The organism is Novosphingobium terrae (assembly GCF_017163935.1).
Classification (GTDB): domain Bacteria; phylum Pseudomonadota; class Alphaproteobacteria; order Sphingomonadales; family Sphingomonadaceae; genus Novosphingobium; species Novosphingobium terrae.
Map to the genome: position 1 here is coordinate 1,570,340 of NZ_JABVZR010000001.1, position 25,235 is coordinate 1,595,574.

Genomic DNA, 25,235 nt, shown 5'->3' on the forward strand with positions numbered 1-25,235 from the left:
ATCATTAAGCATGATCGCAACACATCGGGGGATGGGACGGAGCGTGACTGAATTTCGCAAACCCAAGCAGGAACGCTCGCGCCGGACTTTTGACGCCTTGCTCGATGCGGCCGGCGCGCTGCTGGGCGAGGTGGGGATCGAGCGGATCTCCAGCAATCTGATCTGCGAGCGGGCAGGGCTGACCCCGCCCGCCTTCTATCGCTATTTCGACGATAAATATGGCGTGCTGGCCGCCTTGGCCGAGCGCTTGATGGACCGCCAGAATGTGGTGCTGGAAGCCTGGGTGGAGCGCTGGCAGACGGCTTCGGCTGAAGAGATCGCCGCCCAGACCATCGATCTGCTGCGCGACACGGCTCTGGTCGGCGATGCCGAACCAGGCACGCTGTGGGTGCTGCGCGCTTTGCGGGCCGTGCCGCGCCTTGCCTCGATCCGTCTGGAATCGCATCGCGTGGTGACCGAGCGGCTGACCGCGCTGCATGCTCCGCTGCAGCCCCATGTGCCGCGCGAGGTTATCGAGCGGCGTGTGCGTATGTCCGTGGAATTCGGCTACAGCATCGATGAGATGATCCGCGAGACGACCTATGATCGCGAGCAGATCTTTCAGGACGCCCAGCCCGTGTTCGAGGCGATGGCGCGCTATCCCGAATATTCTCTTTCCAAATAGGGCGGCCGCAACGCCGGGTGGTCAGCCTTCTATGACAGAGACGTTGTCAGGCGAAGATCGGTGTAGGTGTAGGAGAGGCCCGCTGCCACGGCCTCTTGTGTGGTGTGGATCAGATCGTCGGGAGCATAGTTTCCCCGGAATGACATCGTGGCTTCCGCCTCGCCGTTGGGGCGGATTGTGATGTTGCTCACCAGGACAGCGCCGTTGAAGAAACGTTGATGCCGGGCAAAATGCTCCACCTTTTGCGGTGAGCCAGACACGGTGATACGCTTTACAAAGCCGGACACATCCGCCTTGTTGGTCGTGCAACTGCACAGCGCCAAAGAAAAGGCCAGCACGACAAACGGCTTCATTTTCAGCTTATCCCGTAACTTTGCATGGATATATTATTTCCATAAAAGTCGCATCGTATCAATGTCGCATTCGCCTCGGGAAGAAGGCGGTTTTATCTGCGGGCACAAGGCCTTCCCGGCGCGTCAGGCCAGTGCCACGCAGATGGCGCCCATGGTGATCAGACCGATGCCCAGCCAGCCTCGCAGGCTCAGATGCTCACCCAGAAGGAAGACGCCGGCCAGCGCGACGATGACCACGCTCAGCTTGTCAATCGGCGCAACCCGCGCGGCGTCCCCCATTTTCAGAGCCCGGAAATAGCAGAGCCATGAGGCCCCGGTCGCCAGACCCGAAAGGATCAGAAAGGCCCAGCTGCGCGGCGTGATCTGATCCAGCGCATGGAACTTGCCCCCGAAGACCAGCATCGCCCCCAGGATCAGCACGATCACGATGGTGCGCAGAAATGTCGCGAGATCCGAGTTGATGCCCTCAATGCCGATCTTGGCGAAGATCGCCGTCAATGCGGCAAAAATCGCCGAAAGAAGGCTCCAGAAAAGCCATGAGGTTGAGGCGAGGTTGAGCATGGTTCTGGTATCCCGGTCTGTTCTGCCTTGCGGGGGCAACGTTATCGCAATTCAGGGGCGGCGTCTCGGGATGGCTCCCTTCAACATTCGGCATCGCAAAGAGGTTCGGGCGCAACATGCCGTGCCCCATCGATCGCCTTGTCCTCCTCCGCCAGAGATTGCTCGGCCAGAGCGATCGCGCGAATGTCGGCGGCAAGCTGGTCCACGCGCGAGACCTGAGCGTCCCATGCGAACATGAAACGCGCGCCGCCGCCAATGAAGGTGTAGAAGCGCCAGCCCAGCGCCGCCAGCGCCTCCAGCACTGTGGCCGGTGCCTCAAGGAACACCGCATTGGCCTCGACCGGGAAGATGGCGCGGACCTCGGGCAGGTCGTCGATCTGCCTCACGAGGCGCTGCGCGCAAAGGTTGCCGTGCCGGGCGTTGCGCAGCCAGGCGCCGCTTTCCAGCAGCCCGACCCATGGCGCGGAAAGGAAGCGCATCTTGGAGGCCAGCTGCCCGGCCTGCTTGCAGCGATAGCCGAAATCCTCCGCCAGATTGCGGTCGAAATAGATGATCGCCTCGCCCACGGCCATGCCGTTCTTCGTGCCACCAAAGCACAGCACGTCGACATCGGCCTTCCAGGTGATGTCGGCGGGATCGCAATCGAGCGCGGCGCAGGCATGGGCAAAGCGGGCGCCATCCATATGCAGCTTGAGGCCCAGTTCGCGGCAGGTGGCGGCAATCGCCTCGACCTCGGCGATGGTGTAGACCTGCCCGGTCTCGGTGGGCTGGGTGATCGTCACCGCGCGGGGCTTGGGGTAATGGATGTCTGAGCGGCTGGTCAGGGCGCGGATGGCATCCGGCGTCAGCTTGCCGCTGTCGGACTGTGCCACCAGCAGCTTGGAGCCGTTGGAGAAGAACTCCGGCGCGCCGCATTCATCGGTCTCCACATGGGCCGAAGAGGAGCAGATCACGCTGTGATAGGACTGGCACAGCGAGGCCAGCGCCAGCGAATTGGCGGCCGTGCCGTTGAAGACGAAGAACACTTCGCAATCGCTCTGGAACAGGGTGCGGAAGGCATCGGCGGCGCGGTCCGTCCACGGGTCGTCGCCATAGGCGACGGCGGAGCCGTCATTGGCCGCCGTCATCGCCGCAAGCGCTTCGGGGCAGATGCCCGCATAGTTGTCGCTGGCGAATTGCTGGGGGGATGCGCTGGTCACTCGATGCTCCAATCCTGAACGGGCAAGGACCGGAAACGATGTGAAATATGGCGCTGAGATCCCGTTTGTTGCCGGACCGGCCACATCCCTCTTCTCAGAGGCACCACCTTGCTCGGGAGCAGGTTGGTGTCGGACGCTCGCTTCCGACTCTTGATGTTGGGCGGGCAACTAGCCCGCCCGCCGTCACGGATCAAGCCTTTTCAGCGAGCGCCCGGCATCACTTTTGCGCGGTGTTCTGGATCAGGCGCCGGATATCGCTGGCAAAGGAGGCCGCCGTATCCCCCAGATAGAGCATATGGCCGGAGGCATAGCGCTTGATGGTCACGCGGTCGGCGGGGAGATCGGCCCTTTGCACCGTATATTGGGCGGCTGCCGCGCTGGTCACCAGATCGTAATAGCCCGAGGCGACCAGCACCTGCAGCCGCGCATTGCGCCGCATCGCCACCGCCAGATCGGTGGCGAAGCTCTGGTCCTGCGGCAAGGGTGTGCGCTTCCAGTTCCATTTGGGCAGCAGGTCGCGCCAGACGATGGCGCCATAGGGCCGGTCCATCTTCACCCCCAGATCGCTGGAGAGCATCTGGTGGAAAGCGGCCACAAAGCCCGGCACATATTGCCCCATCGCCGGATCGTCGGACACCGGATCATTGCCGGAATTCTTGACCGGCAGGGTGTAGCGGCTGTCGTAGAGCCCCACATCCTCGCCCTTGTCGCTCAGCAGGCCCGCAGCATAATGCGTGGCGGACAGGGTCAGCGACTTTTCAAAACTGCTGGCCGGAAGACCCGTCCATGCCGTCAGCCGGGCGATGATGGCCTGCCGCTGCTGCGGGGGCAGGGTTCCGGCCTTCTCCTGCGCCAGAGCCCTGGCATAATCGCCCAGCGCGAAATCATAGGCGGCGGCGTGAAAAGCCTCCAGATCAAGCCCCTTGCGGTCCACCTTGCGATAGTACCAGGCCGTATCGGCGATGGCTGGCAGCTCCAGCGCGTCCTTCATCTCCAGATGCGGCGCGCCGCTGGCCTCGCGCGCCTCCAAAGTGGTGCCGAGCAGGATGACGCCGTTGAGCGTGATCCCCCGCATCACCCCCACATAGGTCGGCCCGCCCATCAGCGCGCGGGGCAGGAGTGCCGCGCGGGTCGAGCCATAGCTTTCGCCCATCACATATTTCGGCGAATTCCAGCGGTTGTGGTCGCTCAGCCATTGCTCGATGAATTGCGAGACTGCATCGGCATCCTCATTCACGCCCCAGAAGTCGGCAGCATGGCCCACGCCGATGGCGCGTGACCAGCCTGTTCCCACCGGATCGATGAACACCAGATCGGCCACATCGAGCAGCGTATCGGGATTGTCCGCCAGACCGAAGGGCGGCACGTTGGAGGGGTTCACATCGCGGTCCAGCACCACCCGCCGGGGCCCGACGATGCCCATATGCAGCCAGATCGAGGACGACCCCGGCCCGCCGTTGAACACGAACATCACGGGGCGCCGGGTCTGCAACGGGCCGTCCTTGATGTAGCTGAAGGAAAAGATCGATCCGGTGGCCTCGCCCGCATCATTGTGGAGGTAGGTCTCCCCGGCGATGGCGGTGTAGGCCAGCGGCTTGCCGCCCACCCGGATGCTGTGATGGGAGACAAAGCGCCGGGGCGCAGGCAGGGCGGCAGGATCGGCAGGGCGCGTGGCGGTGGCAGGGCTTGAGGCAATCGGCAGATCTGCCGCATTGGGGTCATGGCTGGCCTGAGCCCGGACCTGCGGCGCGGCGCCCAGTCCCAGCGCGGCTCCCAGCGCGGCAAGGGCGGTCAACAGCAAGGGGCCCGGACGGAAACGGTTCATGCAATGCCTCGAAATTGGCCGTCAGGGGCCGGGTTGATGCTTTTGCGGCTTTGGCTCAGCCTTGCCCGCGCCGGGCGCCGAGTTCGTCGAGATAGTTGTAGATCGTGAATTTGGTGGCGTTGAGGCGGCTGGCGACATGCTCGACCGCGCCGCGGATCAGGAACAGCCCGCGCGCATTCATCGCCGCCACCGCCGCCACCTTCTCGGCCTTGGTCATGCGGCGGGCGTCGCCGCCATTATGGGCGATGGCATCGGCAACGATCTCGTCGATCAGCTGGTCGATCGTGCCTTCACCACCTTCATCGGGCGAGGGTTGCGGGGCGGGCAGCAGATAGTCGCTGATGCGGCGGTTGAGATCCTGCACGCTGGCGACATCCATATTGACGCAAAGCGCGCTCACCGGCTCGCCCGCATCGTCGAAGACCACCACCGTGGAGGATTGCAGATCACGCCCGTCGCGCGTGCGAGAGACATAATCCTTGACCACCCGCGTGGTGGAGCGGTCCTGCGGGTCGCGCGGCATCAGTGCCTCGAAGCCCTTGTCCTCGCTGGGGCCGGCAAGGATGGAGTTGCTGGCGCCCCGCCCGCTGACATGCCCGTTGACGATGCCCACGACCGAACTGTCCGGGCGGGTCAGATCATGGACCACCACCTCAAGCGAGGGCGGCATATAGTTGCGCAGCACCTCGATCACCCCCTGAAGGATCTCGATGGTCTTGTCTGCCGGGCGGTCGGGGCCGGAAGGAGGGGAGATGGGCAAGCGGGAAACTCCAGCGATGGGGCGCAGCGTCGCTCTAGGCGTATCAGGCCGGTTCAGGCCACTGTCATGCCTGTGGAACGGGCATGAAGATAGGCCAGCGCCGATAAATCCTGAACAATATGCCCCAGCGATTTGTAGATGGTAACCTCCTCGGCGCTCTGCCGCCCCTTGGCGTCCCCGGCGATCACCGCGCCGATTTCGCCCTGTATATGCGTGTCATCGACCAGACCTGCGGTTCGCGCGGCCAGAAACTCCGCCGCTGCCGCCAGCGCCGAGGCCCGGCTGTCGACGAAATAGCGGCCCGCCAGCACGGCGGCGTGATCGACCTCCACGGGCCCGGCAAAGCTGGAGCCCACCAGATTGAGATGCGTGCCGGGTTGCAGCCATGCCCCTTGCAGGATCGGCGTTGCCGCGCTGGAGACGGTGCAGATGATATCGGCCTGACGGGCGGCGGCCTCGCCATCGCTCTCGAAGCGCACGGGCAGGGCGAGTTCCTCGCTCATGCGCGCGGCAAAGGCCTGCCCTGCCTCTGGCGAGCGGCCCCAGACCGTGATCGCCTCGATGGGCCGCACATGGACCATGGCGCGGGCATGGGTGCGGGCCTGGGCGCCGCAGCCGAAGAGGGTGAGGTGGCGGGCATCGGGCCGGGCCAGCGCCCGCGTTGCCACGGCGCTGGCGGCGGCGGTGCGGATATGGGTGATCTCCCCGGCATCGCCGGTGCAGAGCACCTCGCCGGTGCCGGGCGCGAACAGCACGACAAGGCCGCGATGGGCCGAGCGGCTGGGATTGTCCTGATCGGCAAAGACGCTGATGACCTTGGCGCCAAAGCCGGTGCCGTCTGACAATTGCCCGGGCATCAGCGCGAAAAGCTGCCCTTCCTCCAGCGGCAGGATGCTGCGCAGCGGCTGGGGCTTGTCATGGGTGCTGAGCGCGCGCATCGCCATGGCGATCTGTTCGATGCAGCCGGGATAGTCCAGATTGGTCCGCACAGCATCGGCATCGTAATGGGTCAGGGGCATCAGGGCAGGTCCTTGGTGATAAAATCATGCACATCGGCCATAAAGGCCTTCTCGCTGGCGGGCACGGTATAGAACATATGGCCGCCGGGCAGGGCGACCTGCTTCACGCGCGCCGCAGGCCAGCCCGCCTGATTGACCATCAGCCGCGAGGCGCCCGGCGTGGTGAGCGTATCGTAAGTGCCGGTCACCACCATCACCTTGAGCGCAGGATCGCGGCTGAAGGCATGGGTGATCGCGGCGGAAAAGGGCCAGTCGCCGAAGGGCGAACGCCCGCCCCAGTCCCAGTCGTCCAGCCCCTTGACCGGGGAGCCGGTGACATAGTCCGCACCCTCCGCGATCCCCAGTTCCTGTGTCCTGTAGCGGCGGAAGCCCTCATCGAACTGGACCTGCACCCGCTGCGAGGCATCGGCGGTGTCCTTGCCCTTGTCGGGCGTGACATAGCGCGCATCATCGGCGCCCAGCACCAGATGCCTGTCTGCCAATGCGGTGCGGCGATAGTCTTCCTTGGTGATACGCAGGCGGTGATCGAGGTAATAGCGCGCGGAGATGCCGGTCAGCTCGGCCAGATGGCGGGCGATGGAGGCGGCCTGCGCGGGCGGCAGGGTGTCTCCCTGCATCAGTGCGGTCAGATAGGGGCCGGAGGCAAAGGCCCAGCTTTCGGCCATCAGCGTGTCGAGGCTCTTGCCATGCAGGTCGATCAGATGGTGATAGGCCGCGATGGCGGTGAGCGTAGGCATGGCGACGGCATAGCCGATCAGATTGTTGGGGCGCTGCGCAGTCTCGACAATGTTGAGGGCCTGTCCCAGCAGCATCACGCCCGCAGGATGGATCGGGCGCGGCAGATCGACCAGTTGCCCGGCCACCGCCGCCGCGCGCAGCGTGCCATAGCTTTCCCCAACGATATAGACCGGGCTTTCCCGCCGCCCATAGGCATCGAGCCAGTGCTCGATAAAAGCGGTGACCTGACGGCCATCGGCCTCCACCGAGAAATAGCGGCGCGGATCGCCGCCCGGCGCCATGGTGCTGAAGCCGGTCTGCGCCGGATCGATGAACACCAGATCGGCGACATCGAGCGGACTGTCAGGATTGTCGACCAGACTTGCCGTTCCCGCTGTGTCGGACGGATCGGGCAGCGCCAGCCTGCGTGGTCCGAAAGCCCCCATATGGATGTAATGCGAGGGGACGATCGGCCCGCCGTTGAACAGGAACATCACCGGCCGGCCCGGCGCGGCATGGGGCAGCGTGTAGGTGAAGCTTTTCAGCCGCGCGCCCGGCTGGCCGTCGGTGCCGGGAATGTCGATCGTGTCCAGCGCCGCATCATAGGTCAGGGGCTTGCCGTGGAATGTCCCCTGATGATGCGTGGGGGCGGCCTCCTGCGCCGCGACGGGCTGCGCGCCCGCCATACCCAGCGAAAGGGCGAGGATCACACCGCGAGAGAGGGACGAAGGGAGCATGGCCAGCCTCTGACAAAGGGGAGAAAAGACGGGGCGGCGGCCCGCAGCAGGCCGCCACCCCCGGCGGATCAGAACTTGCGCGAGATGCTCACGCCATAGTTGGTGGGCAGGATGTAGGTGGCATAGGTCGTCGTCGCGCCATTGCGGTTCGACGCGCTGACCAGCCCGTGCGAGTTGAAGATGTTGCGGGCATAGGCATTGATCTTCCACACCTTGTCCCAGGTGAAACCGGCGCGCAGATCGACCGTGGCATAGGCCGGGATGGTGAAGCGCGGGCGCGTGTTGCCCTGCGTGATGAAGGCGCTCATCCGGTCACCCACATAGCTGTAGGTGATCCCGGCAAAGGCCCCCAGCCGCTCGGACAGGTCAAAGTCCTGCTGGGCCGACAGGGTGGTGGAGAATTTGGCCGAATTGGGCAGCCGGTCGCCCGCCGAACCCAGCAGCACGGCGGCTGTCGAGATGGTGGGCAGGTTCTGGGTCAGCACGGCATCGGTGTAGGTGCCCGAACCATCCAGCGCCATGCCGCGCCACGGGGTGGCATGGGCGCTCAGTTCCACGCCCCGGCTGCGCGCCTTGCCGCCATTGGTGATGAAGGTCAGGTTGGAGACATCGGTGTCCTGCAACTGGATGTTGCGCCAGTCGACCTGGAACAGCGCGGCCTCCACCGTCAGCAGATGAGGCACGACATTGCCCTTGAAGCCGATCTCGTAATCGGTGTCGCGGTCGGCGCCATAGGTGGCGGGCATGGTGCTGAGCGCGCCGACATTGGCGCCGCCGGGGCGATAGCCGGTGGCGATGCGACCATAGACCATCATGTCATGCGTGATGTGATAGGTGGGCGACACCACCCAAGTGAAGGGCGTGCCCTTGGAGGTTGCCGTCTGCACCGAGGAATCCCCGAAAACGGCGGTGGCCGCGCCGGTGACCACCACGGCGGTCTGGGCGGTTTCCTCATCATGAGCGAGGCGGCCGCCAAGGGTCAGGTCCAGCTTGTCGGTGGCGTGGAAGGTCACATCGGCGAAACCGGCCACCTCACGGAAGGCATCGGGGCCGGAGCCGACATAGGGCGTGCCCTGCTTCGCGTTGGAACCATCGTAAAGAAACAGGCTCTGCGCCAGCTTGGCATGTTCGCGCAGATAGAAGCCGCCCACGGTCCAGTCGAGCAGGCGGCTGTGCCCGGCCAGACGCAGTTCCTGCGTGAAGCGGTCATTCATGCCCGCATTGCTGATCTGCACCGAGGAGCCCGACCCCAGCCCATAGATGCGCGGCAGGAAGGAGAAGGAGGCGGTGACGTCATTTTCCTGATCGTCGTAAAAGTGGCTCCAGCCGGTGACGGAAGTCAGCGTGGCCCAGCCCAGCTTCCAGTCGGCATGCACCGAATAGAGCCGATAGATCGAATCCAGCGTGGCAGGCGCGACGCTGAGCGTGCGGTTGTTGACGTAATAGGGCGTGAAATTGGTGGGCGCGGTGCCGGTGTCCACCAGGCGGATGCCGCCCGAGGTGGAGGACAGATCCGCGAAATTGCCGGTGACCTTCTGCACCAGCGCCGAGGCGGTGATGCTCAGCGTGTCGGTGGGCGTGATCAGCAGCGCGGCGCGCCCGCCATAGGTCTTCTTGTTGTTGACGTTATAGGCGATGCCTGCCGTCGATTTGGGATCGGTGGCGGTGGAGGCGGTGGGCACATTGTTCAGCCAGCCCGCGTCATAGCGGTAGAAGCCGCTGACATCGAGCGCCACCTTGTCCTTGATGATCGGCGCATTGATCGAGCCGCGAAAGCTGTCGCCCAGCGCGCCGCCGGTCACCACCTTGGTGCCTGCCTCGACATAGCCGGACCATGTGTGCGTGTCCGGGGTCTTGGTGACATATTTGATCAGCCCGCCCAGGCTGGAGGCGCCGTAAAGCGTGCCCTGCGGGCCTTTGAGCACCTCGACCGATTCAAGGCTGCCGGGGTCGAAATCGGGGATCGGCGGCTGGCTGGAGTTGTTCATGGCGCCGAAGGGCACATCGTCGATCATGATCGCCACGGTCGCGCCGGTCGCGCCGCCGGTGGTGATGCCGCGGATCGAGATATCGGCCATATATTGGCCGCCCAGTTGCAGGCCGGGCACGCGCTGGGCCAGATCGCTCAGGCGGTTGAGCCCCTGATCCTTGAGCATATCCGCGCCCACCGCCGTGACCGAGACGGGAACGTCGATCAGCCGCTCGCTTTTCTTCTGCGCGGTGACGACGATCTCGCTGCCAGCACCGGTGCTGTCCTGCGCCATGGCCATGCCGGGCAAGGCGGCGCTGGCCAGCAGCGAGAGGGCCAGACGGCGTGCAAGGTTTTTCGGTTCAACCCCAGTCTTGATCATGATCGTTCCCTCACTGTTATCCCTGCTGCCTTCGCACAGGAGGTCACGCCCGATCCCGCAGGCGTGACCTCTCCCCCGCGTCCACGACGCAGGACGAATGACAGTTCCTTGAAATTCCCCCGCCCTCTCAGTGCGAGAGGCCGATCCCTGGCAGACCCGCATGATGCGGGATGGTTGTGAACTGGATGGCTTGCGGCCATCGAGTCAGTGCATTTTGGTTTCTATTTAATTTTGATGACATCAACAAAAATTTGAACTTCTGTCAATGCGCGATTGTCCACTGGCGGTTTGAGGTCGTGCCTGCCACGCGCGGGGCAGACCTCTAATCAGGAAGTGTGATCTCCGCCGTGGCGGCATTGACCATCAGTTTCGTGCCCCAGACCGCCGATTGGCGCTGAAACTCGGCCAGAATGGCCTGGCTTTCGGTGGCGCTCGGGCGTTCGGGCAGGCCGTCCGCGGCATCATGGCTGGAGCGTATCGCTGCCGGGTGGATCTGGATCGACCGGCGACCCTTGGCATCGAAGCGCAGCACGGGGACGATGGTGCGAAACCACCCGTCAGGGAAGGATTTGATCTGGCCGCCCGGCGCCTTGTAGCTGCGCTGCCCGCCGAAGCCGAAGAACAGGCTGCCCAGCCCATAGAAGATCGGGCGCCCGCGATAGAGTTCCATCCCGCCGATCACATGCGGCCCGCTGCGCAGCACGACATCGGCCCCGGCTTCCACGGCCTGATGGAACAGCGGCTGGAGGAACGCGGCGGGTTGCGGCTCATCGGGGCTTGGGGCTTCGTTGGCGCGGTGCAGCACCAGCGGTTCGAAGGGGGCAGGGGGCATATCGTCCACGTCCCCGGCGGTTTCATGGGCGTGGATCGCCAGCACGACCACACGCGCCTTGCTGCGTGCTTCGCGAATGGCGCCCATCAGCCTTGCGACATCGGCGGGATCGGCCTCCCAGATCGTCCCGGCCTGTGGCGCGGCGCGGAAAAGCTGGTCGCCCAACCGCAGTTCATCGCTGTGCTCCGGCGTGGCAATGGCGACCGGTCCCGCTGCAACCCGCATGGCGGAGAGTTGCGCCGGCGTGACCAGACGCACCTGATGCACATGCAGTGCATTGATCCCGGGGCGGTCGAAGCTGCGGCCGCCGCGCTCCACCGGTTTGCCTGCCACCGCCATCGGCGTGAAGGTGGAGGCCACACTGATCAGCGCCACCGTGCCATGCGGTGTGGCAACATAGGCAGGCGCGGCGGCCTCTTCGATGGTGCGCCCTGCTCCGGCGAAGGTGATCCTGCGCTCGCGCAGGGTGGTGAAGGTGGCAGTCAGGCCCTCATAGCCCCAGTCGGTGGCGTGATTGTTGGCCTTGCTCACCAGATGCAGGCCCATGCCTGCCAGCAGCGCCGCATTCTCGGGCGGGATCACCGGATAGCCGCCACCTGTCTCCGCCGAGGCCGATCCGTTGAAGGAGGCCAGCGCAAAGCTCGATCCCTCGAAATTGGCGATGGCAAGATCGGATTGCGACAACAGCGCGGCAATCGGCGCGAAGCCCTGCTTGTCGGCCTGAGCCAGCGGCTGATAGGGGCCGATCATATCGCCCCCCAGCGCGAGCGTCAGCGCGCCGCTCGCCGGGGGCGCATCGGCAGCAAGGGAAGGGGCCGCCATCATGGCTACGGTGGCGGTCAGGAGCAGCTTCAGGCGTGTCATGGCTGAAAGTCTCCATCATCATCGGCGGCGAAACCTGACCCGGCGGAGGCTCCGGCAACCGGCGGCGCCATGGTCGGCATATGCAAGGCGGGCGCTGCCGCAAAGGGCGCGATGCCCAGCGCGCGATAGATTTCGGCGGGGTAATAGACCGCCCCGGCATGCATCACCATGGCGGGCTGCTTTATGGCGGCGATGTCTTTGGTGGGATCACCGGCCACCAGCACGATATCGGCCTGCTTGCCCACCTCCAGACTGCCGGTCTGATGATCGGTGCCCAGATAGGTCGCGCAATCCAGCGTGCCCATGCGCAGCACCTGCGCGGGCGAGATCCCGGCCTTCACATAGAGTTCCAGTTCGCGTTGCAGGCTGAAGCCGGTGGTGTCGTCGGTGCCGGGCAGCATGCGGATGCCTGCCTTGTGCAGCATGGTCATCACCGCCAGCGCCTTGTCGAAAGCCTTGAAATAGGCATCATCCTCGGCCTTGTCCTTCAGCGGCACATAGGTGCGCTTGCGATAGCGTTCATAGCCGATCGGCATATGGTCGAGCCAGACATCATCGCCCGGACCGCCGACACCCGCGCGGCTCAGCATCAACCGCTCGATGATTGAGGTGGTGGTGTCGAGGCTGGTGTGATGCGCCTTCATCAGCGCGACGCTGGCCTGCACCTGCGGTGCGTTGAGATCGAGATCGGCGAGCCGGACCATGGCGGTCAGCCGCAAGGGCGTGCGTGTGTCTTCCCTGGGGGAGAGCACCCAGCCTAGCGTCAGCTGATTGAGATGGGCGATGGTGTCGTAACCATCCGCGATCACCCGGTCCGGCGAGCTGAAGGCAGGCACATGGCCGGTGACGCCAAGGCCCAGACGATGGGCTTCGCTGGCCAGCGGCTTGACCCAGTCGGGATTGAGCGAATTGTAGATCTTGATCTCGCGATAGCCCCGGTCGGCATACCAGCGCACCGCGTCGAGGCCCTTGTCCACCGTATCGACCACAAAGCCCATGCGCGCCGAATAGGGGCTGCGGCCCTCGATAAAGCCGTCGGGCGTGATGGCGGGTCCGGCCATCTCGCGGGCCTGAAGGCGTTTGAGAACCTGCTGGAGGAAGGCATTGTCATTGCCCATATCACGCGTGGAGGTGACGCCCGCCGCCAGATAGAACAGCCCGCTGTCGAGCGAGGTGTGCGAATGCATATCGAACAGGCCGGGATAGACGGTGCCGCCCTGGCCATCGATCACTGCCTCGTCTGCCGGAACCGGGCCGCCGTCGCCGGGCAGGATCTGGGTGATGCGGTCGTCCATGACGATCAGGGTGGAGAGGTCCCCGCGTGTCATGCTGCGCGGATTGTAGATATGGACATTGCGCAAGCGGATCGGCGCCTCGACGCGGTGAGCCAGCTCCTTCTGCAGCGTGGCCACGCGCTCCTCGGCCAGTTGGCGGGCCAGCACCAGCAGCTGCGGCACATCGCCTTCGTGCCCCTTGGCCACCGTCACCGCCAGATCGCCGATGGAGGCAAGCAACCGCTTCTGCTGATCGAGCAGGATATATTGCGGCGCCAGTTGCAGCCCCGACAGACGATAGACGCTGGCCGCAACCCTTCTGGCCCCGCTGCCGAGCGTAACCGTGCGCAGCCGGTCCACGGTCAGCGTGCCGCCGGGCAGCACCGGCAGACTGCCGTGATCGGGATTGCGGCTCTGGGCCAGCGCGGCATGGGCATAGAGCAGCAAGTCATAGGGTGTGGCATCATTGGCGATGTATAGCGGCGCGTTGACGGCGGGCTTGTCTCCGGCGTCGGCCTGGCTGTGCCAATGGGCGGCGCCCTTATCCCACGCAAAGCTCTCGCTGACCGGGCCGCCCATCAGCGAGGTGCCCGTGATCGTCCAGCTGACCGGGACAGCGGCGGGCGACAGGCGGATATCCTCTTCCAGTTTCGGACCGCGGCCATTGTCATCCACCCGGTAGGAGACGTGCAGGCCTGCCGCCGCATGGCGTGCCGTAAGGCTACCCACCGTCTCGCCATTCTGGATGATGGTGAAGCTTTCCTCGGCCATCGGCGCGGATGTTGCCAGAGCAGGAGCCCCGGTCGCGCAGGCCAGCATGGCGGCGCCCAGCAGGATTGCGCGACGATAACGGCCAACCCGCTGCCGGAGAGACGAAGAGCGATAAGGCATGGCGGAATTCTCCGGATCAGAGGTTGCGGAAGGCTGCCGGTTCAGGCGGCGCGGAGCGGAATGATCAGCATTTCAAATTAATGTTGCTCACTTCAAAAATAAGTTGATATTCTTTCCGGAGACGGATGCCAAGGTGTATGTTTACCCCTTGGGCAAGGCCCGATGATGGGCTGACATTCGCGGGGAGTTTTCGGGATCGGCAGGGGCTGGTTCCGTGGTGACAGCAGCCGGGGAACGATCATGAGGCAAAGGGCAAAGGCAGGCACAGGCAGGGATCGCAGAAGGCTGGCGCTCTGGTCATCGGCCATGGTGGCCGCGCTTGCCGCGATGCTGCCTGTTGCGACACCAGCATCGGCGCAGGGCAAGGGTGGCGCCGTCTCCGCGCCCACGCTGGGCATCGAACTGACTCCCAGCCCGGCGGCGGCAGGTCATGGCCAGATCGGCGCCATCGCGGTGGAACTGCGGCTGGGTGGGCTGGCAATTCCGGCGGGGCAACCCGTGCTGCGCCTGCCGCTGGTGGCCAGCAATGTGGACAGCATTGCCATGGTTCTCGGCAGGCTGGATGTCCGCGATGCGCAGGGGCCGCTTCACCTTGTTGCGCGGACGGTCGATCTGCCGCTGGAGGCGGCCCGCGATGAGGAATCGGGCGGTCCCTCGCGCGAATGGGTGGCCGACCGGGCCACCAGCGGCGCCCTGACCGTGCGCTACAACGTTCCTGCCGAGGCCACGCTGCCGCCGCGGGGACCCGCGCCGCCCTTCGCCTTCAGCAATGATGGGCAGGGCGCTTCCGGCGCGGGCCATATGTTCCTGCTGCTGCCGCCGGGGCAGGCGGCCTATCGCACAAAGGTCAGCTGGAATCTAGCGGCGCTGCCCAAGGGCGCGCAGGGCATCAGCTCCTATGGCGAGGGCACCGTCAATGTGTCCGAAGCGCTGACGGCCGGGCAGCTGCGCATGGCCTATTACATGGTGGGGCGGATCGGCATCTGGCCTCATCCCGTGCCCGCACGCGGTTTCTTCGCGGCCTGGCAGGGGCAGGCGCCTTTCGATGCCGAGGCCTTGATGCGCTGGACGGGCGCGCTCTATGGCCATTATGCCAGCTTGTTCGGGCAGGCCTCGCCGCCGCCCTATGGCGTGTTTCTGCGCTACAATCCGATCAATGCCGGGGGCGGAGTGGGGCTCTATCACTCCTTCGTCACCACCTTCGGGCGCGCGGGCGGGCAGGGCAGCGATCCGGAAGAGGTGCGCATCACGCTGGCGCATGAGATGTTCCACACCTTCCAGCCCTATATCACCCAGCCTGCGGGCCTTGAATCCTCATGGTTCGGCGAGGGGCTGGCCACCTTCTACCAGCGCCGCCTGCCGCTACGTTACGGGCTGATCACGCCCGAGGCTTTCCTGCGCGATCTCAACAAGCATGCCGGGCGCTATTACACCAGCGCCATGGCCGAGGCGCCCAACAGCGAAGTTCCCAAGCGTTTCTGGGCCGATACGCGCATCCGCACCCTGCCCTATGACCGCGGGATGCTCTATTTCGCCACCATCGACGATGCGGTGCGCAAGCGATCGCAGGGCAAGCGCTCGCTCGATGATCTGATGCTGGCTTTGCTGGCCAAAGAGAAGGCGGGTGCCGCTCTGGGCAATGCCGATTGGGAGGCTCTGCTGCAAAGCGAGCTGGGCAACGGGGCTGTCGATGATTTCCGGGCCTTTCTGGGCGGTCGGGAGCCTGTGCCCGCCTCCGATGCCTTCGGCCCCTGTTTCGAGCGCACCACCCGGCCGATGCGCCGCTATGAGCTGGGCTTCGATTCCGCCGTTCTGGCCCAGACGCAGCGCATCGTGCGTGGCTTGATCCCGGGATCGGCGGCGGACCGGGCGGGTTTGCGCAACGGCGATGAGATCGTGCTGCCGGTTCCGCAGGACGGCATTCAGGGGAATCAGGAGGAGTGGCTCAAGCTGTCGATCCGGCGCGAGGGGCGGGTTTTTCCGCTCACCTATCTGCCTCGGGGCGAAACGGTGCAGGCCTATCAATGGCAGCGGGTGGCGGGCGTTTCGGATGATCGCTGCGCGCTTTAGGCTTGGGGGCGGGGTCAGGCGCCGTCAAAGCAGCGGCAATGTCCTAACCTTGATCTCCGCTGTCGTTTGGCCCGTGATGCCCCTGATCCCAAGCGGAGATGAGTGTCTTACGACAGGCGATCATGGCTTGAGGCTGGAGAGATAGATGGCCACCGCCTGCCGCTCCGGCATGGTCAGGCCCGTTGAGACCAGCTTCATTTGAGCATTGTGGCCCTGTGGTCCGGCATAATGCTCAAGCCGGGTCAGAATGAAGGCGGAAGACAGGCCCGCGATGGCAGGGCTCTTGAGCGCGGCGATCCCGTGCAATTGCGCACCGTGGCAGGACATGCAGCCCGGCACGCCCGAGGACGACCCTTGGGTCACAAGACGCTCGCCAAGCCCGGCTGGGATATCACCGGCGATGGCGATACTTGGGGCGAGGCCGGTGGGCAGGATCAGCCATGCCGAAATGAGGATGCGAAATCGAAGCAGCGTCATGACAGTCCTTTCATGGATGCAGGGCAGCTTTGGAGGCGGGGGCAGGAGTGGGATCGATGAAGGGAGTGTGCCAACCGCCGCCCAGAGCGCGCACAAGGCCCACCGAGGCCACAAGACGGCGTGTCCTGATGTCGAGCGCCGCCTGCTGGGCTTGAAGCAGTGCGGTCTGGGCGGTCACGACATCCAGAAAACTGGTGGCGCCATTGCTATAAAGGCTCAGGGCGGCATCGGCGGTCTGATGCGCGGCGGTAACGGCCTCTTGCGAGGACCCGGCCTCCTGAGCCAGTCGGGCCAGTTGGGCGCGATTGTCTTCCACCTGCTGGAACGCGGTGAGGACAGTGGCGCGATAATGGGCGGAGGCTTCCCGGACCTTCGCCTGAGCCTGTGCCAACTGTGCTTTCAGCTTGCCGCCCTCGAAAATGGGCAAGGTCACTGCGGGCCCCAGCCCCCAGAACAGGTCGCCGACCTTGAAGGGGTTTTCGCCCTGACTCTGCACGCCGCCCAGCGCGCCAAGGGTCAGGCTGGGATAGAAGGCGGCGCGGGCGATGCCGATGCCCAGATTGGCCGAGGCGACGGCGCGTTCCGCCGAGGCGACATCGGGACGGCGCTCCAGCAAGGTTGCGGGCAGGCCGACGGGCACATCGGGCAGCGGCGGCGCAGCGGCGGGTGGCAGCTGGAAGGTGGAGGGCGCTTCGCCCACCAGCACGGCCACGGCATCCTCCATCACCGCCCGGTCGGCACGGGCCTGAGCGGCGGCGATGCGCGCATTGTCGAGCTGCACTTGCGCGCGCGAGACGTCCATTTGCGCGGCGATCTTGCCGTTGAACAGCGTCTGGGTCAGCGCATGGCTGCGATCGTAGGAGGCCACGGTCAGGTCCAGCAGGTGGATCCGGTCGTCAAGGCCCCGCAGGGTCATGTAATCGGTGGCGAGTTGCGCCTCCAGACTGAGCTGGATCGCGGCGCGGTCGGCATCGCTGGCCTGAGCCATGGCCTGACGGCTGCGCAGCTGGTTGTGCAACCGGCCCCAGAGGTCGATCTCATAGCCGATCACGCCGTTGATCTGGTCGGCACCGTAATTATCGGGCTGGTCCGTCCCGCGCAGCGGTCGCTGCTGCGATTGCCGGTTCTGCGTTGCCGAGCCCTGAAGCTCCGCCGAAGGCAGCAGCGCCGCGCGCGCCTGCCCGGCATAGGCCAGCGCGGCGTCATGGCGGGCCACGGCGGCGGCCAGATCGGGATTGGCGCCATCCAGCCTTTGTTCCAGCCCGGCCAGAACGGGATCGTTGAACAGGCTCCACCATGAGCCCCGCGCGGTCATGTCGGCAGGCGATGCCGCCTGCCAGCCGGGGATCGGCTTGTAGCCGGCGGGAACCGGCGCGACCGGCGGGTGATAGGCGGGCGCAAGGTTGCATCCGGCCAGCATCAGGGAGGCGCCCATGGTCATCATAACGCTGCGGGCAAGGCGCAGGCGTTTCATGCGCTCGCTCCCGTGCCCAACCGCACATGGTCGCCATCGCGCAGCGTTTCGGGCGGGCTGTCGATCACGCGGTCGCCCGGAGCGAGACCGGCCACCACATCCACCGCATTGCCGTGGTCGCGGCCCAGCGTGACGGTTTTCAGCCGCGCGATGTTGCCGGGCGCCAGCACCGCCACCTGCTGCGATCCGCTGTCATGGGCGATCAGCGCCGTGGCGGGAATGCGCAGCGCATTGGCGGCGCCTGCCTCCTTGAAGATCAGCGTGCAATAGGCTCCGGCGTCGATGGCTCCTGCGGGGTTGGGCGCCTGCAACTGTACCAGCATGGTGCGCGTGGAGGGATCGAGCGCATGGGATATGGCCGCGATGGTGGCGTGGCCGGTCTGGCCCGGGCTTTCGGGCAGGGTGAAATCGACCTGCTGCCCCACCTTCAGCTTCGAGGCGAGGGTCTGTGGCACCTGCACATAGATGCGCAAGCGGCTGAGGTCCGCCACCTCGAACAGCTCCTGCCCATTGGCGCCCGCGTTGATCAGCGCGCCGATGTCGGTTTTGCGCGCGGTGACGATCCCGGTGAAGGGGCTGGCGATGCGCTTGTAGGCGGCCAGCGCCTCGATGCTGCGCAAGCGGCCCAGCGCGGCATCGACGGCGGCGCTTTTGGCATCGCTGTCTCCGGCCTTTTCGTCGATCACCTGCTGCGAGACGGCGCCGCTGGTCTGCAATGCCTTCCAGCGCTGGGCGGTCAGCGTGGCCAGTTTCGCATTGGCGCGCGCGACATTCAGATCGCCGCGCGCCTGCGCCAGCTGCTGGTCGAGATCGGGCGTGTCGACCATGGCCAGCGTCTGCCCGGCGCGCACCGGCGTGCCGATATCGGCTTGCCATGAACGCAGATAGCCGCTGACCCGGGCATAAATCTGCGCTTTCTGGAAGGGCTGCACCGTGCCGGGCAGTTCGATCCGGTCGGTCTGCCCGTTCTCCACTTTGGCCAGCGAGACCGAAGGGACCGACTGGACCTGCGACCATTGCGCATTGGCATGGGCGGTATGCGCGCGGCTGGCCAGCCCGCCGGTGGCCACGGCGATGGCCAGCACGGCGGCGCCGACTCCGGTGACAAGAAGGACGCGATGGCTGGGCATTCTGGCTTGAAGGGTGATGGTCATGACAGCGCCTCAGTGTTGCGCGGGCTGGGGGGAGCCGGCGTCTGTTGCTTGTGTTGGGGTGGTTTCGGGGGCAGGCTTGCGGTGGACCATGCTGAACAGCGTGGGCACCAGGATCAGCGTGGCGCAGGTGGCAAGCAGCAGCCCACCGATCACCGCGCGGCCCAGCGGCATGTTCTGGCCCGGCTCGATGGCCATGGGGATCATGCCCAGGATCATGGCGGTGGCGGTCATCAGCACCGGGCGGAAGCGGGCGAGTCCGGCCTCCCGCGCGGAGGCGAGGGCGTCCTCTCCGGTGGCCATGTGTTCGCGGGCGAAGGCGATCACCAGAATGGAGTTTGCGGTGGCCACGCCCATGCACATGATGGCGCCCGTGAGTGCCGGTACGGAAAGCGGCGTGCCAGTGGCAAACAGCATCCACACCATGCCCGCGAGCGCGGTGGGCAGGCCCAGCACGATCACCAGCGGATCGAGCCAGCTCTGGAAGTTCACCACGATCAGCAGAAAGATCAACACGATGGCGGCAGCCAGACCGAGATAGAGCTGGCTATAGGCGCTCTGCATGGTGGCGACCTGACCGCGCAGGGCAACGGTAGCGCCCTTGGGTAGCTGAGCGGCGGTGTCCTTGACGATCTTCTGCACATCGGCGGCCACAGCGCCCAGATCGCGTCCCTGCGGCGAGGCATAGATGTCGATTACCGGGCGCACATTGTAATGCGAGCTGACAGCATTGCTGCGGCTGCGATGGATCTGCGCCATATTGCGCAGCAATTGCGGGCTGCGCCCATAGGCACCCGCCGGCGAGATGGCGGTGTTGCGCAGCGCATCAAGCGAGGAAACCGCGCGCTGCGGCGTCTGGATCGAGACCGGATAGGACACGCCGGTCTTGGGGTTGAGCCAGAAGGTGGGGGCGACCTGCGTGCTGCCCGCATAATTGGTCAGCAGCGCATCGGCGGTATCCTTTTCGTTCAGCCCCACCATGCCCGCAAAGGAGCGATCGACATCGATGTTGAGCTGCGGCTGCTGGAAGGCCTGCTGGATATGCGCGTCGGCAATGCCGGGGATCTGACGGATGCGGGCCAGAACCTTGTCGGCATAGGCGCGGTTGGCGGCGGTGTCGCTGCCCACGATCTGCAGGTCGATGGGGGCGGGGGTGCCGAAGTTCAGGATTTGGCTGACCATGTCGGCGGGCAGGAAATCGAACGCCACACCGGGGAAGCGGCGGGGCAGTTCCTCGCGCAGCAGCTTCACATCCTCGGCGGTGGGAGCGTGATCGGCCGCAAGGGTGATCTGCAGCGTGGCATCCTCATTGCCGATGGTGCCGGCATTGTCATAGGCCATGTTGATGCCGCTGATGCTCAGCCCCATGTTGCTGACGACCCCGGCAACCTGCCCCGGCAGCAGCTGGTGGATGGCGGCGCTGACCTGATCGGCGGTGCGGGTGGTGCCCTCGATCCGCGTGCCGGTCTGGGCGCGCATATGCAGGCGGATCTGCCCGCCATCGAGCGGCGGGAAGAAGTCCTGCCCCAGTTGCGTCACCAGCAGCAGCGAGAGCAGCGAGAAGCCCAGAAAGCCGCCCACCACCTTGCGTCGATTGACCAGCGCCAGATCGAGCAGGCCCAGATAATAGGCATGGATGGTCTGGAAACGGGCCTCGAAACCGCGCTGGAAGCGGGTGAAGAGGTTGCCGGGGGCGGCATCATGGCTGGGTTCATGGATCAGCCAGTCGGCCATAGCGGGCACCAGCGTGCGCGACAGGATGAAGGAGGCGATCAGCGAGAAGACCACCGCCTCGGCCAGCGGCAGGAACAGATTGCCCGGCACGCCCTTCAGCAGCAGCATGGGCGCAAAGGCGATGCAGATGCACAGCAGCGAGACGAAGGCGGGCTGGGTCACCTCCTCGGTGCCGCGGATCACCGCATCGCGCACCTTTTCGCCGCGTTCGAGATAGGCGTTGATGTTCTCGATGGTGACGGTGGCATCGTCAACAAGAATGCCGACCGCCAGCGCCAGACCGCCCAACGTCATCACATTGATCGTCTGGCCAAAGGCGGCAAGGCAGCCCAGCGCCGCCAGAATGGACAGCGGGATCGAGACGGTGATGATCAGCGTCGAGCGCCAGCTGCCCAGAAACAGCAGGATCATCACCCCGGTCAGCCCCGCCGCGATCACGCCTTCGCGCACCACGCTGGAGACCGCATCGGTGACGAAGACGGACTGGTCGCCGGTGGCCAGAAGCTTGATGCCATCGGGCAAGGTGCTGCGGATTTGGGGCAGCAGGTTTTTCACGCCCGAAATCACCGCCAGCGTGGAATTGGCGCCTGATTTCACCACGCTGAGCAGCACCGCATTGCCGCCATCGACATGGACGACATTGGTCTGGGGCGGGTTGCCGTCATGCACGAAGGCCACGTCGCGCATATAGATCGTCGCGCCCTTCACCGTGCGGATCGGCAGAGCGTTGAAGGCGGCGATCGCATCGGGGGAATCGTTGAGTTTCAGCGTATATTCCAGCTTGCCGATCTTCTGCGTGCCCACCGGGGTGATCAGATTTTGCGCGGCCAGCGCGGCGGAGACATCATTGGCCGACAGGCCATATTGCTGGAGCGCCTGCGGATTGAGATCGGCTTGGATCTGGCGCACCTTGCCGCCATAGGGCAGTGGGATCGACGCGCCCGCCACCGAGGCCAGCTGCGGGCGGATAAAGCTGGAGGCCTGATCGTTGAGCGCCGTATCGGGCAGCGTCTTGCTGGAAAGCGCGAGTTGCAGCACCGGCACGCTGGAGGCATCGAAGCTGAGGATGGTGGGCGGGGTGATGCCGGGGGGCATCTGTTTCAAAACCGTCTGCGATGTGCTGGCCACCTCGGCAAGGGCGGCGTTGATGTCCACCGAGGGCTGGAAATAGATCTTCACCACGCCGTAGCCGGGGATCGACTGGGACTCGATGTGTTCCACATTGCTGACGCTGGTGGTCAGGGCGCGCTCGTAATAGGTGACGATGCGGCCCGACATCTCATCGGGCGACAGGCCGTTGTAGCTGAAAACGGCGCTGACCACCGGCACCTTGACCGGCGGAAAGATGTCGACCGGCGATGTCAGGATCGCCATGACACCGGCGATCAGGATAAGGATCGACATCACGATCACCGTATAGGGGCGATCGAGCGCGATGCGGACGATGCGGTTCATGCGCTCTGCTCCGGATCGGGGGTGGCGGGCGAGCGGCAGGCAATGGCGACCAGCTCGACCAGAAAGGCGGCGATGGCGCGGGCATGCGGCCCGGCGCCATCGGGCAGAAGGATGGTGCGGATGTCGAACCCCACGCGGCGCAGGGCGTTGACGGTGTGATGGAAGCGACGGTTTTCCGGGTCTTCGGGCAGGCGGTGTTGCACGAAGCGCAGCGAGCAGGTCGCGTTCTGCCTGCCGCCGGGGGGCTGAGGCATGTCCACACAAGGCAGATCCGCCAGCACGGCATGAGGGTTCAGGGCTGACGGGCGGGCCACCAGACCCAGCGCCCACAGGGCAGCACGGCCTTCAGCTATCACCACGAGCTGGCCCTCATGCAGGCCCAGATGCACCGTGTGCCGCCGGATGAGCGTATGAAGCTTGGAATGGGGCGCCGGGGTTGCGCCACCTGTCATATTCAACGCGGCAAAGGCGCAGCGCGGCACGATGGCTTGCCATGCCTGCGCCCGGCGTCGCGCCATGGGCAGTTCTCCCGGCATGCAGAGATGCAGCACAAGCGCCTCGGGCTGGGGAGGCGGCTTGCCAAGCTCATGCCAGGTGAAGGAGGGAAGGGGGCCTTGTGTCATGCATCGGCATTGCCCTTGCGCCATCTATTTCTCCAACGCATAGTATGAATTCGTACATGCATAGGATGAATGACAAAGGGCGCGGCCATGGATCGCATGGATCTCAATCTGCTGGTGGTTTTCGAGGCGATCCTGCGAGAACGCAGCATCACCCGCGCCGGGCAGCGGCTGGGCCTGAGCCAACCCGCGATGAGCCACGCGCTGAACCGGCTGAGGCATCGCATGAAGGACCAGCTCTTTGTCCGCTCGCCTCAGGGCATGGTGCCCACGCCACTGGGCGAGCGACTGGCCGATCCGGTGCGCCATGCGCTGACCGAACTGCGCAGCGTGCTGCATGGCGAGGAGTTCCTGCCCGAAACGGCGCGGCAGCGCTTTGTGATCGCGGTCAGCAATTATGCGGCCATCGCCTTTGTGGGACCGATCCTGCAGCGTGCGCGGGCGCTGGCACCGCAGGTGCGCTTCAGCTTCCGCCCCAGCGGCACGCTCGACGTGCCCGATCTGCTGGACCGGGGCGAGCTTGATCTGGCGCTGGTGGCCCATGCGCCACCGCTCCAGCGCTTCCAGTCGCGACAGTTGATCGAGGAGGATTTCGTGGGCGTGGCCCGCCGGGGCCATCCCGTGCTGGAAGGTCCGCCTGATGCGGCCTCTTTCGCCGCCATGGCCCATCTGGCCATTTCATCGAGCGGCGATGATCTGACCCGGCTTGATGCCTTGCTGGCCGAAAGGGGCCTGTCGCGGCACATCGCGGCGGAGGCGCCCTATCTTTCGGCGGGCGCGGTGCTGACCCAGTCGGACATGGTCGCGGTGGTGGCGCGCCACATTGGCGAGGAGTTCCAGCGCGCTTATCCGGTGCAATTGTTCGAACTGCCGCTCCAGCCCGAGCCGCTGGTGACGACGATGGTCTGGCAGAGCCGTTTTCAGGATCAGCCCGCGCATCGCTGGCTGCGTGACCTGATCGGCGCGATGACTACGGAGCTTTCATCAGCCCGGATGGCGTAATGCCTGAGCCTTCGAGAGCTTTGTTTTTTGGTTCAGCCTGAGCAGCAATCTCAGCGGTTAGATCCGGCTTTGCCTGTTGCCTGATCGACCTTGTTCGATGGTGCGGCACCATGCGTCGAGCTGGAAGGCTGGCCATGGGCAAGATCGGCAGCCATCGTGGTCATTCCCATCAACCCGCCAAGTTGCATGGAATCGACCGCCGTGCTGGGTACAAGGACGATGGTGGAGTTCTGCTTCAGCCCCTCATAGAGCATGTTCATCGCTCTCAGGTGAAGGGCTGTGGGATTGTTGGCATATCTTGCCGCGGCTTCCTCGAACTTCTCCGCGATCTGCCGCTCTGAGTCGCCAAGGATGACCCTTGCCTGTCTTTCCCGCTCAGCTTGCGCCTGCATCGACATGGCATCTTCAAGGCCGGCGGGAATGAGGACATCTTTCAACTCGACCGAAATCAGCTTGATGCCCCAGGGCTCCGTGCGTTCGTCGATGATCCGCCCGAGTTCGGAGCTGATCCGATCCCGGCCTTCGAGCATGTCGGCCAGCATGGTCTTGCCGATGATGTCGCGCAATGCGGTCTGCGCCGCCCAAACGATGGCGGTATGGTAATCGGCGACATCCAGAGCGGCCTTGGCCGGTTCGGTGACTTTCCAGAACATCACCGCATCGACATCGACCGGAACCGTATCACGCGTGAGGGTTTTTTCCCGCCGCAAAGGATGTGGTGATGACGCGCGTGTCGATCCAGTAGGGGACTGTGTCGAAGATCGGGATGATGAAGCAGATGCCGGGCCCCTTCATGGCCAGAAACTTGCCAAGCCGAAGGATGATCAGCCGTTCCCATTGATTGGCGACCTTGATCGATGAGCTGGAGAGAGCAGCCAGCAGCAGTGATGGCAACATCACCCAGCCCATGGCGGCTGGATCAGGCCGGGTGTAGGCAAGGGCCAGTCCGGCGCCGAACACGAGGACGAAGATCAGGGCGGGAATTGCGCTGCGGTGGTTCATGGCAGAGCCCTCCGACTGGATCATACATAGCAGAGATCCGCAAGAAAGTCACGCAGATCACAGGGCGGGGGGCAGTCAGCATGAAGGTGTCATGCGCCCCGCTCTGATGCCGGGCTTGGTGTTGTTCCGCCATGCGTTGCTCTGCCGATGAGGGGTTTGAAAGAGGCTCGACGGGCATGCTCAGGCCCGTTAACGCCCCGAGG

20 protein-coding genes and 1 riboswitch are annotated in these 25,235 nt (G+C 65.1%); of the genes, 3 read left to right on the forward strand and 17 right to left on the reverse strand.

What is annotated here, in order from left to right:
- The first annotated feature begins 43 nt into the window (after nt 1-43).
- On the forward strand, nt 44-664 hold the full coding sequence (locus HGK27_RS07170; RefSeq protein WP_206239903.1) for a TetR/AcrR family transcriptional regulator: 621 nt from the start codon (nt 44-46) through the stop codon (nt 662-664).
- 29 nt (nt 665-693) lie between these two features.
- Here HGK27_RS07170 and HGK27_RS07175 read toward each other — a convergent pair whose 3' ends face one another.
- The 10 genes from HGK27_RS07175 to HGK27_RS07220 all read right to left on the reverse strand — a co-directional run bounded on the left by HGK27_RS07175 (nt 694) and on the right by HGK27_RS07220 (nt 14,047).
- The gene (locus HGK27_RS07175; RefSeq protein ID WP_206239904.1) at nt 694-1,017 is read right to left on the reverse strand and encodes a hypothetical protein; all 324 of its coding nucleotides are present in this window, start codon (nt 1,015-1,017) and stop codon (nt 694-696) included.
- 123 nt (nt 1,018-1,140) lie between these two features.
- Nucleotides 1,141-1,578, reverse strand: coding sequence for an EamA family transporter (locus HGK27_RS07180; RefSeq protein WP_206239905.1), 438 nt, complete (start codon nt 1,576-1,578; stop codon nt 1,141-1,143).
- A gap of 80 nt (nt 1,579-1,658) precedes the next feature.
- Complete coding sequence (locus tag HGK27_RS07185) at nt 1,659-2,777, reverse strand: threonine aldolase family protein (RefSeq protein WP_206239906.1); 1,119 nt, start codon at nt 2,775-2,777, stop codon at nt 1,659-1,661.
- 54 nt (nt 2,778-2,831) lie between these two features.
- Nucleotides 2,832-2,939, reverse strand: a riboswitch (SAM-I-IV-variant riboswitch).
- Between the two features lie 55 nt (nt 2,940-2,994).
- Nucleotides 2,995-4,602, reverse strand: a complete 1,608-nt coding sequence (locus HGK27_RS07190; RefSeq protein WP_206239907.1) for a S10 family peptidase — start codon at nt 4,600-4,602, stop codon at nt 2,995-2,997.
- Nucleotides 4,603-4,657: 55 nt separating this feature from the next.
- Nucleotides 4,658-5,362, reverse strand: a complete 705-nt coding sequence (locus HGK27_RS07195) for a helix-turn-helix transcriptional regulator (protein ID WP_206239908.1) — start codon at nt 5,360-5,362, stop codon at nt 4,658-4,660.
- A gap of 53 nt (nt 5,363-5,415) precedes the next feature.
- Nucleotides 5,416-6,381 (reverse strand): ornithine cyclodeaminase family protein, encoded by a 966-nt coding sequence (locus HGK27_RS07200; protein ID WP_206239909.1) that lies wholly within the window; start codon nt 6,379-6,381, stop codon nt 5,416-5,418.
- A complete protein-coding gene (locus HGK27_RS07205) occupies nt 6,381-7,835 on the reverse strand; it encodes a S10 family peptidase (protein WP_206239910.1) in 1,455 nt (484 codons plus the stop codon). The genes HGK27_RS07200 and HGK27_RS07205 overlap by 1 nt, the downstream gene beginning before the upstream one ends.
- Before the next feature lie 68 nt (nt 7,836-7,903).
- Complete coding sequence (locus HGK27_RS07210; protein WP_241126906.1) at nt 7,904-10,186, reverse strand: TonB-dependent receptor; 2,283 nt, start codon at nt 10,184-10,186, stop codon at nt 7,904-7,906.
- 322 nt (nt 10,187-10,508) lie between these two features.
- A complete protein-coding gene (locus HGK27_RS07215) occupies nt 10,509-11,882 on the reverse strand; it encodes a CapA family protein (protein ID WP_206239911.1) in 1,374 nt (457 codons plus the stop codon).
- The gene (locus HGK27_RS07220) at nt 11,879-14,047 is read right to left on the reverse strand and encodes an amidohydrolase family protein (RefSeq protein WP_206239912.1); all 2,169 of its coding nucleotides are present in this window, start codon (nt 14,045-14,047) and stop codon (nt 11,879-11,881) included. The genes HGK27_RS07215 and HGK27_RS07220 overlap by 4 nt, the downstream gene beginning before the upstream one ends.
- A 240-nt stretch (nt 14,048-14,287) precedes the next feature.
- Between HGK27_RS07220 and HGK27_RS07225 the strand changes: the two genes are divergently transcribed.
- Entirely contained in the window at nt 14,288-16,117 is a 1,830-nt protein-coding gene (locus tag HGK27_RS07225) for a M61 family metallopeptidase (RefSeq protein ID WP_241126909.1), read from the forward strand.
- A 120-nt stretch (nt 16,118-16,237) separates the two neighbouring features.
- On the opposite strand, the gene HGK27_RS07230 is transcribed toward HGK27_RS07225, so the two are convergent.
- Genes HGK27_RS07230 through HGK27_RS07250 form a run of 5 tightly spaced genes read right to left on the reverse strand, consistent with a single transcriptional unit; the run spans nt 16,238 to nt 23,031 of the window.
- Nucleotides 16,238-16,594: a c-type cytochrome gene (locus HGK27_RS07230; protein WP_206239913.1), complete on the reverse strand. Its 357-nt coding sequence runs from the start codon at nt 16,592-16,594 to the stop codon at nt 16,238-16,240.
- A 10-nt stretch (nt 16,595-16,604) separates the two neighbouring features.
- The gene (locus tag HGK27_RS07235; RefSeq protein ID WP_206239914.1) at nt 16,605-18,068 is read right to left on the reverse strand and encodes an efflux transporter outer membrane subunit; all 1,464 of its coding nucleotides are present in this window, start codon (nt 18,066-18,068) and stop codon (nt 16,605-16,607) included.
- Nucleotides 18,065-19,222 carry an efflux RND transporter periplasmic adaptor subunit gene (locus HGK27_RS07240; RefSeq protein WP_241126911.1) on the reverse strand — a complete coding sequence of 386 codons (1,158 nt, stop codon included), beginning with the start codon at nt 19,220-19,222 and terminating at the stop codon, nt 18,065-18,067. The genes HGK27_RS07235 and HGK27_RS07240 overlap by 4 nt, the downstream gene beginning before the upstream one ends.
- A 9-nt stretch (nt 19,223-19,231) precedes the next feature.
- Entirely contained in the window at nt 19,232-22,408 is a 3,177-nt protein-coding gene (locus HGK27_RS07245) for an efflux RND transporter permease subunit (RefSeq protein ID WP_206239915.1), read from the reverse strand.
- Nucleotides 22,405-23,031 carry a hypothetical protein gene (locus HGK27_RS07250; RefSeq protein ID WP_206239916.1) on the reverse strand — a complete coding sequence of 209 codons (627 nt, stop codon included), beginning with the start codon at nt 23,029-23,031 and terminating at the stop codon, nt 22,405-22,407. The genes HGK27_RS07245 and HGK27_RS07250 overlap by 4 nt, the downstream gene beginning before the upstream one ends.
- A gap of 87 nt (nt 23,032-23,118) precedes the next feature.
- Here HGK27_RS07250 and HGK27_RS07255 point away from each other — a divergent pair, with 87 nt between their 5' ends.
- On the forward strand, nt 23,119-24,030 hold the full coding sequence (locus tag HGK27_RS07255) for a LysR family transcriptional regulator (protein WP_206239917.1): 912 nt from the start codon (nt 23,119-23,121) through the stop codon (nt 24,028-24,030).
- Nucleotides 24,031-24,080: 50 nt separating this feature from the next.
- Here the strand turns inward: HGK27_RS07255 and HGK27_RS07260 are convergent, their stop codons facing one another.
- Together HGK27_RS07260 and HGK27_RS07265 are read right to left on the reverse strand one after the other, a co-directional pair.
- Nucleotides 24,081-24,683: an SPFH domain-containing protein gene (locus HGK27_RS07260; RefSeq protein WP_241127354.1), complete on the reverse strand. Its 603-nt coding sequence runs from the start codon at nt 24,681-24,683 to the stop codon at nt 24,081-24,083.
- 28 nt (nt 24,684-24,711) lie between these two features.
- Entirely contained in the window at nt 24,712-25,032 is a 321-nt protein-coding gene (locus tag HGK27_RS07265) for an SPFH domain-containing protein (RefSeq protein ID WP_206239919.1), read from the reverse strand.
- Nucleotides 25,033-25,235 lie beyond the last annotated feature (203 nt).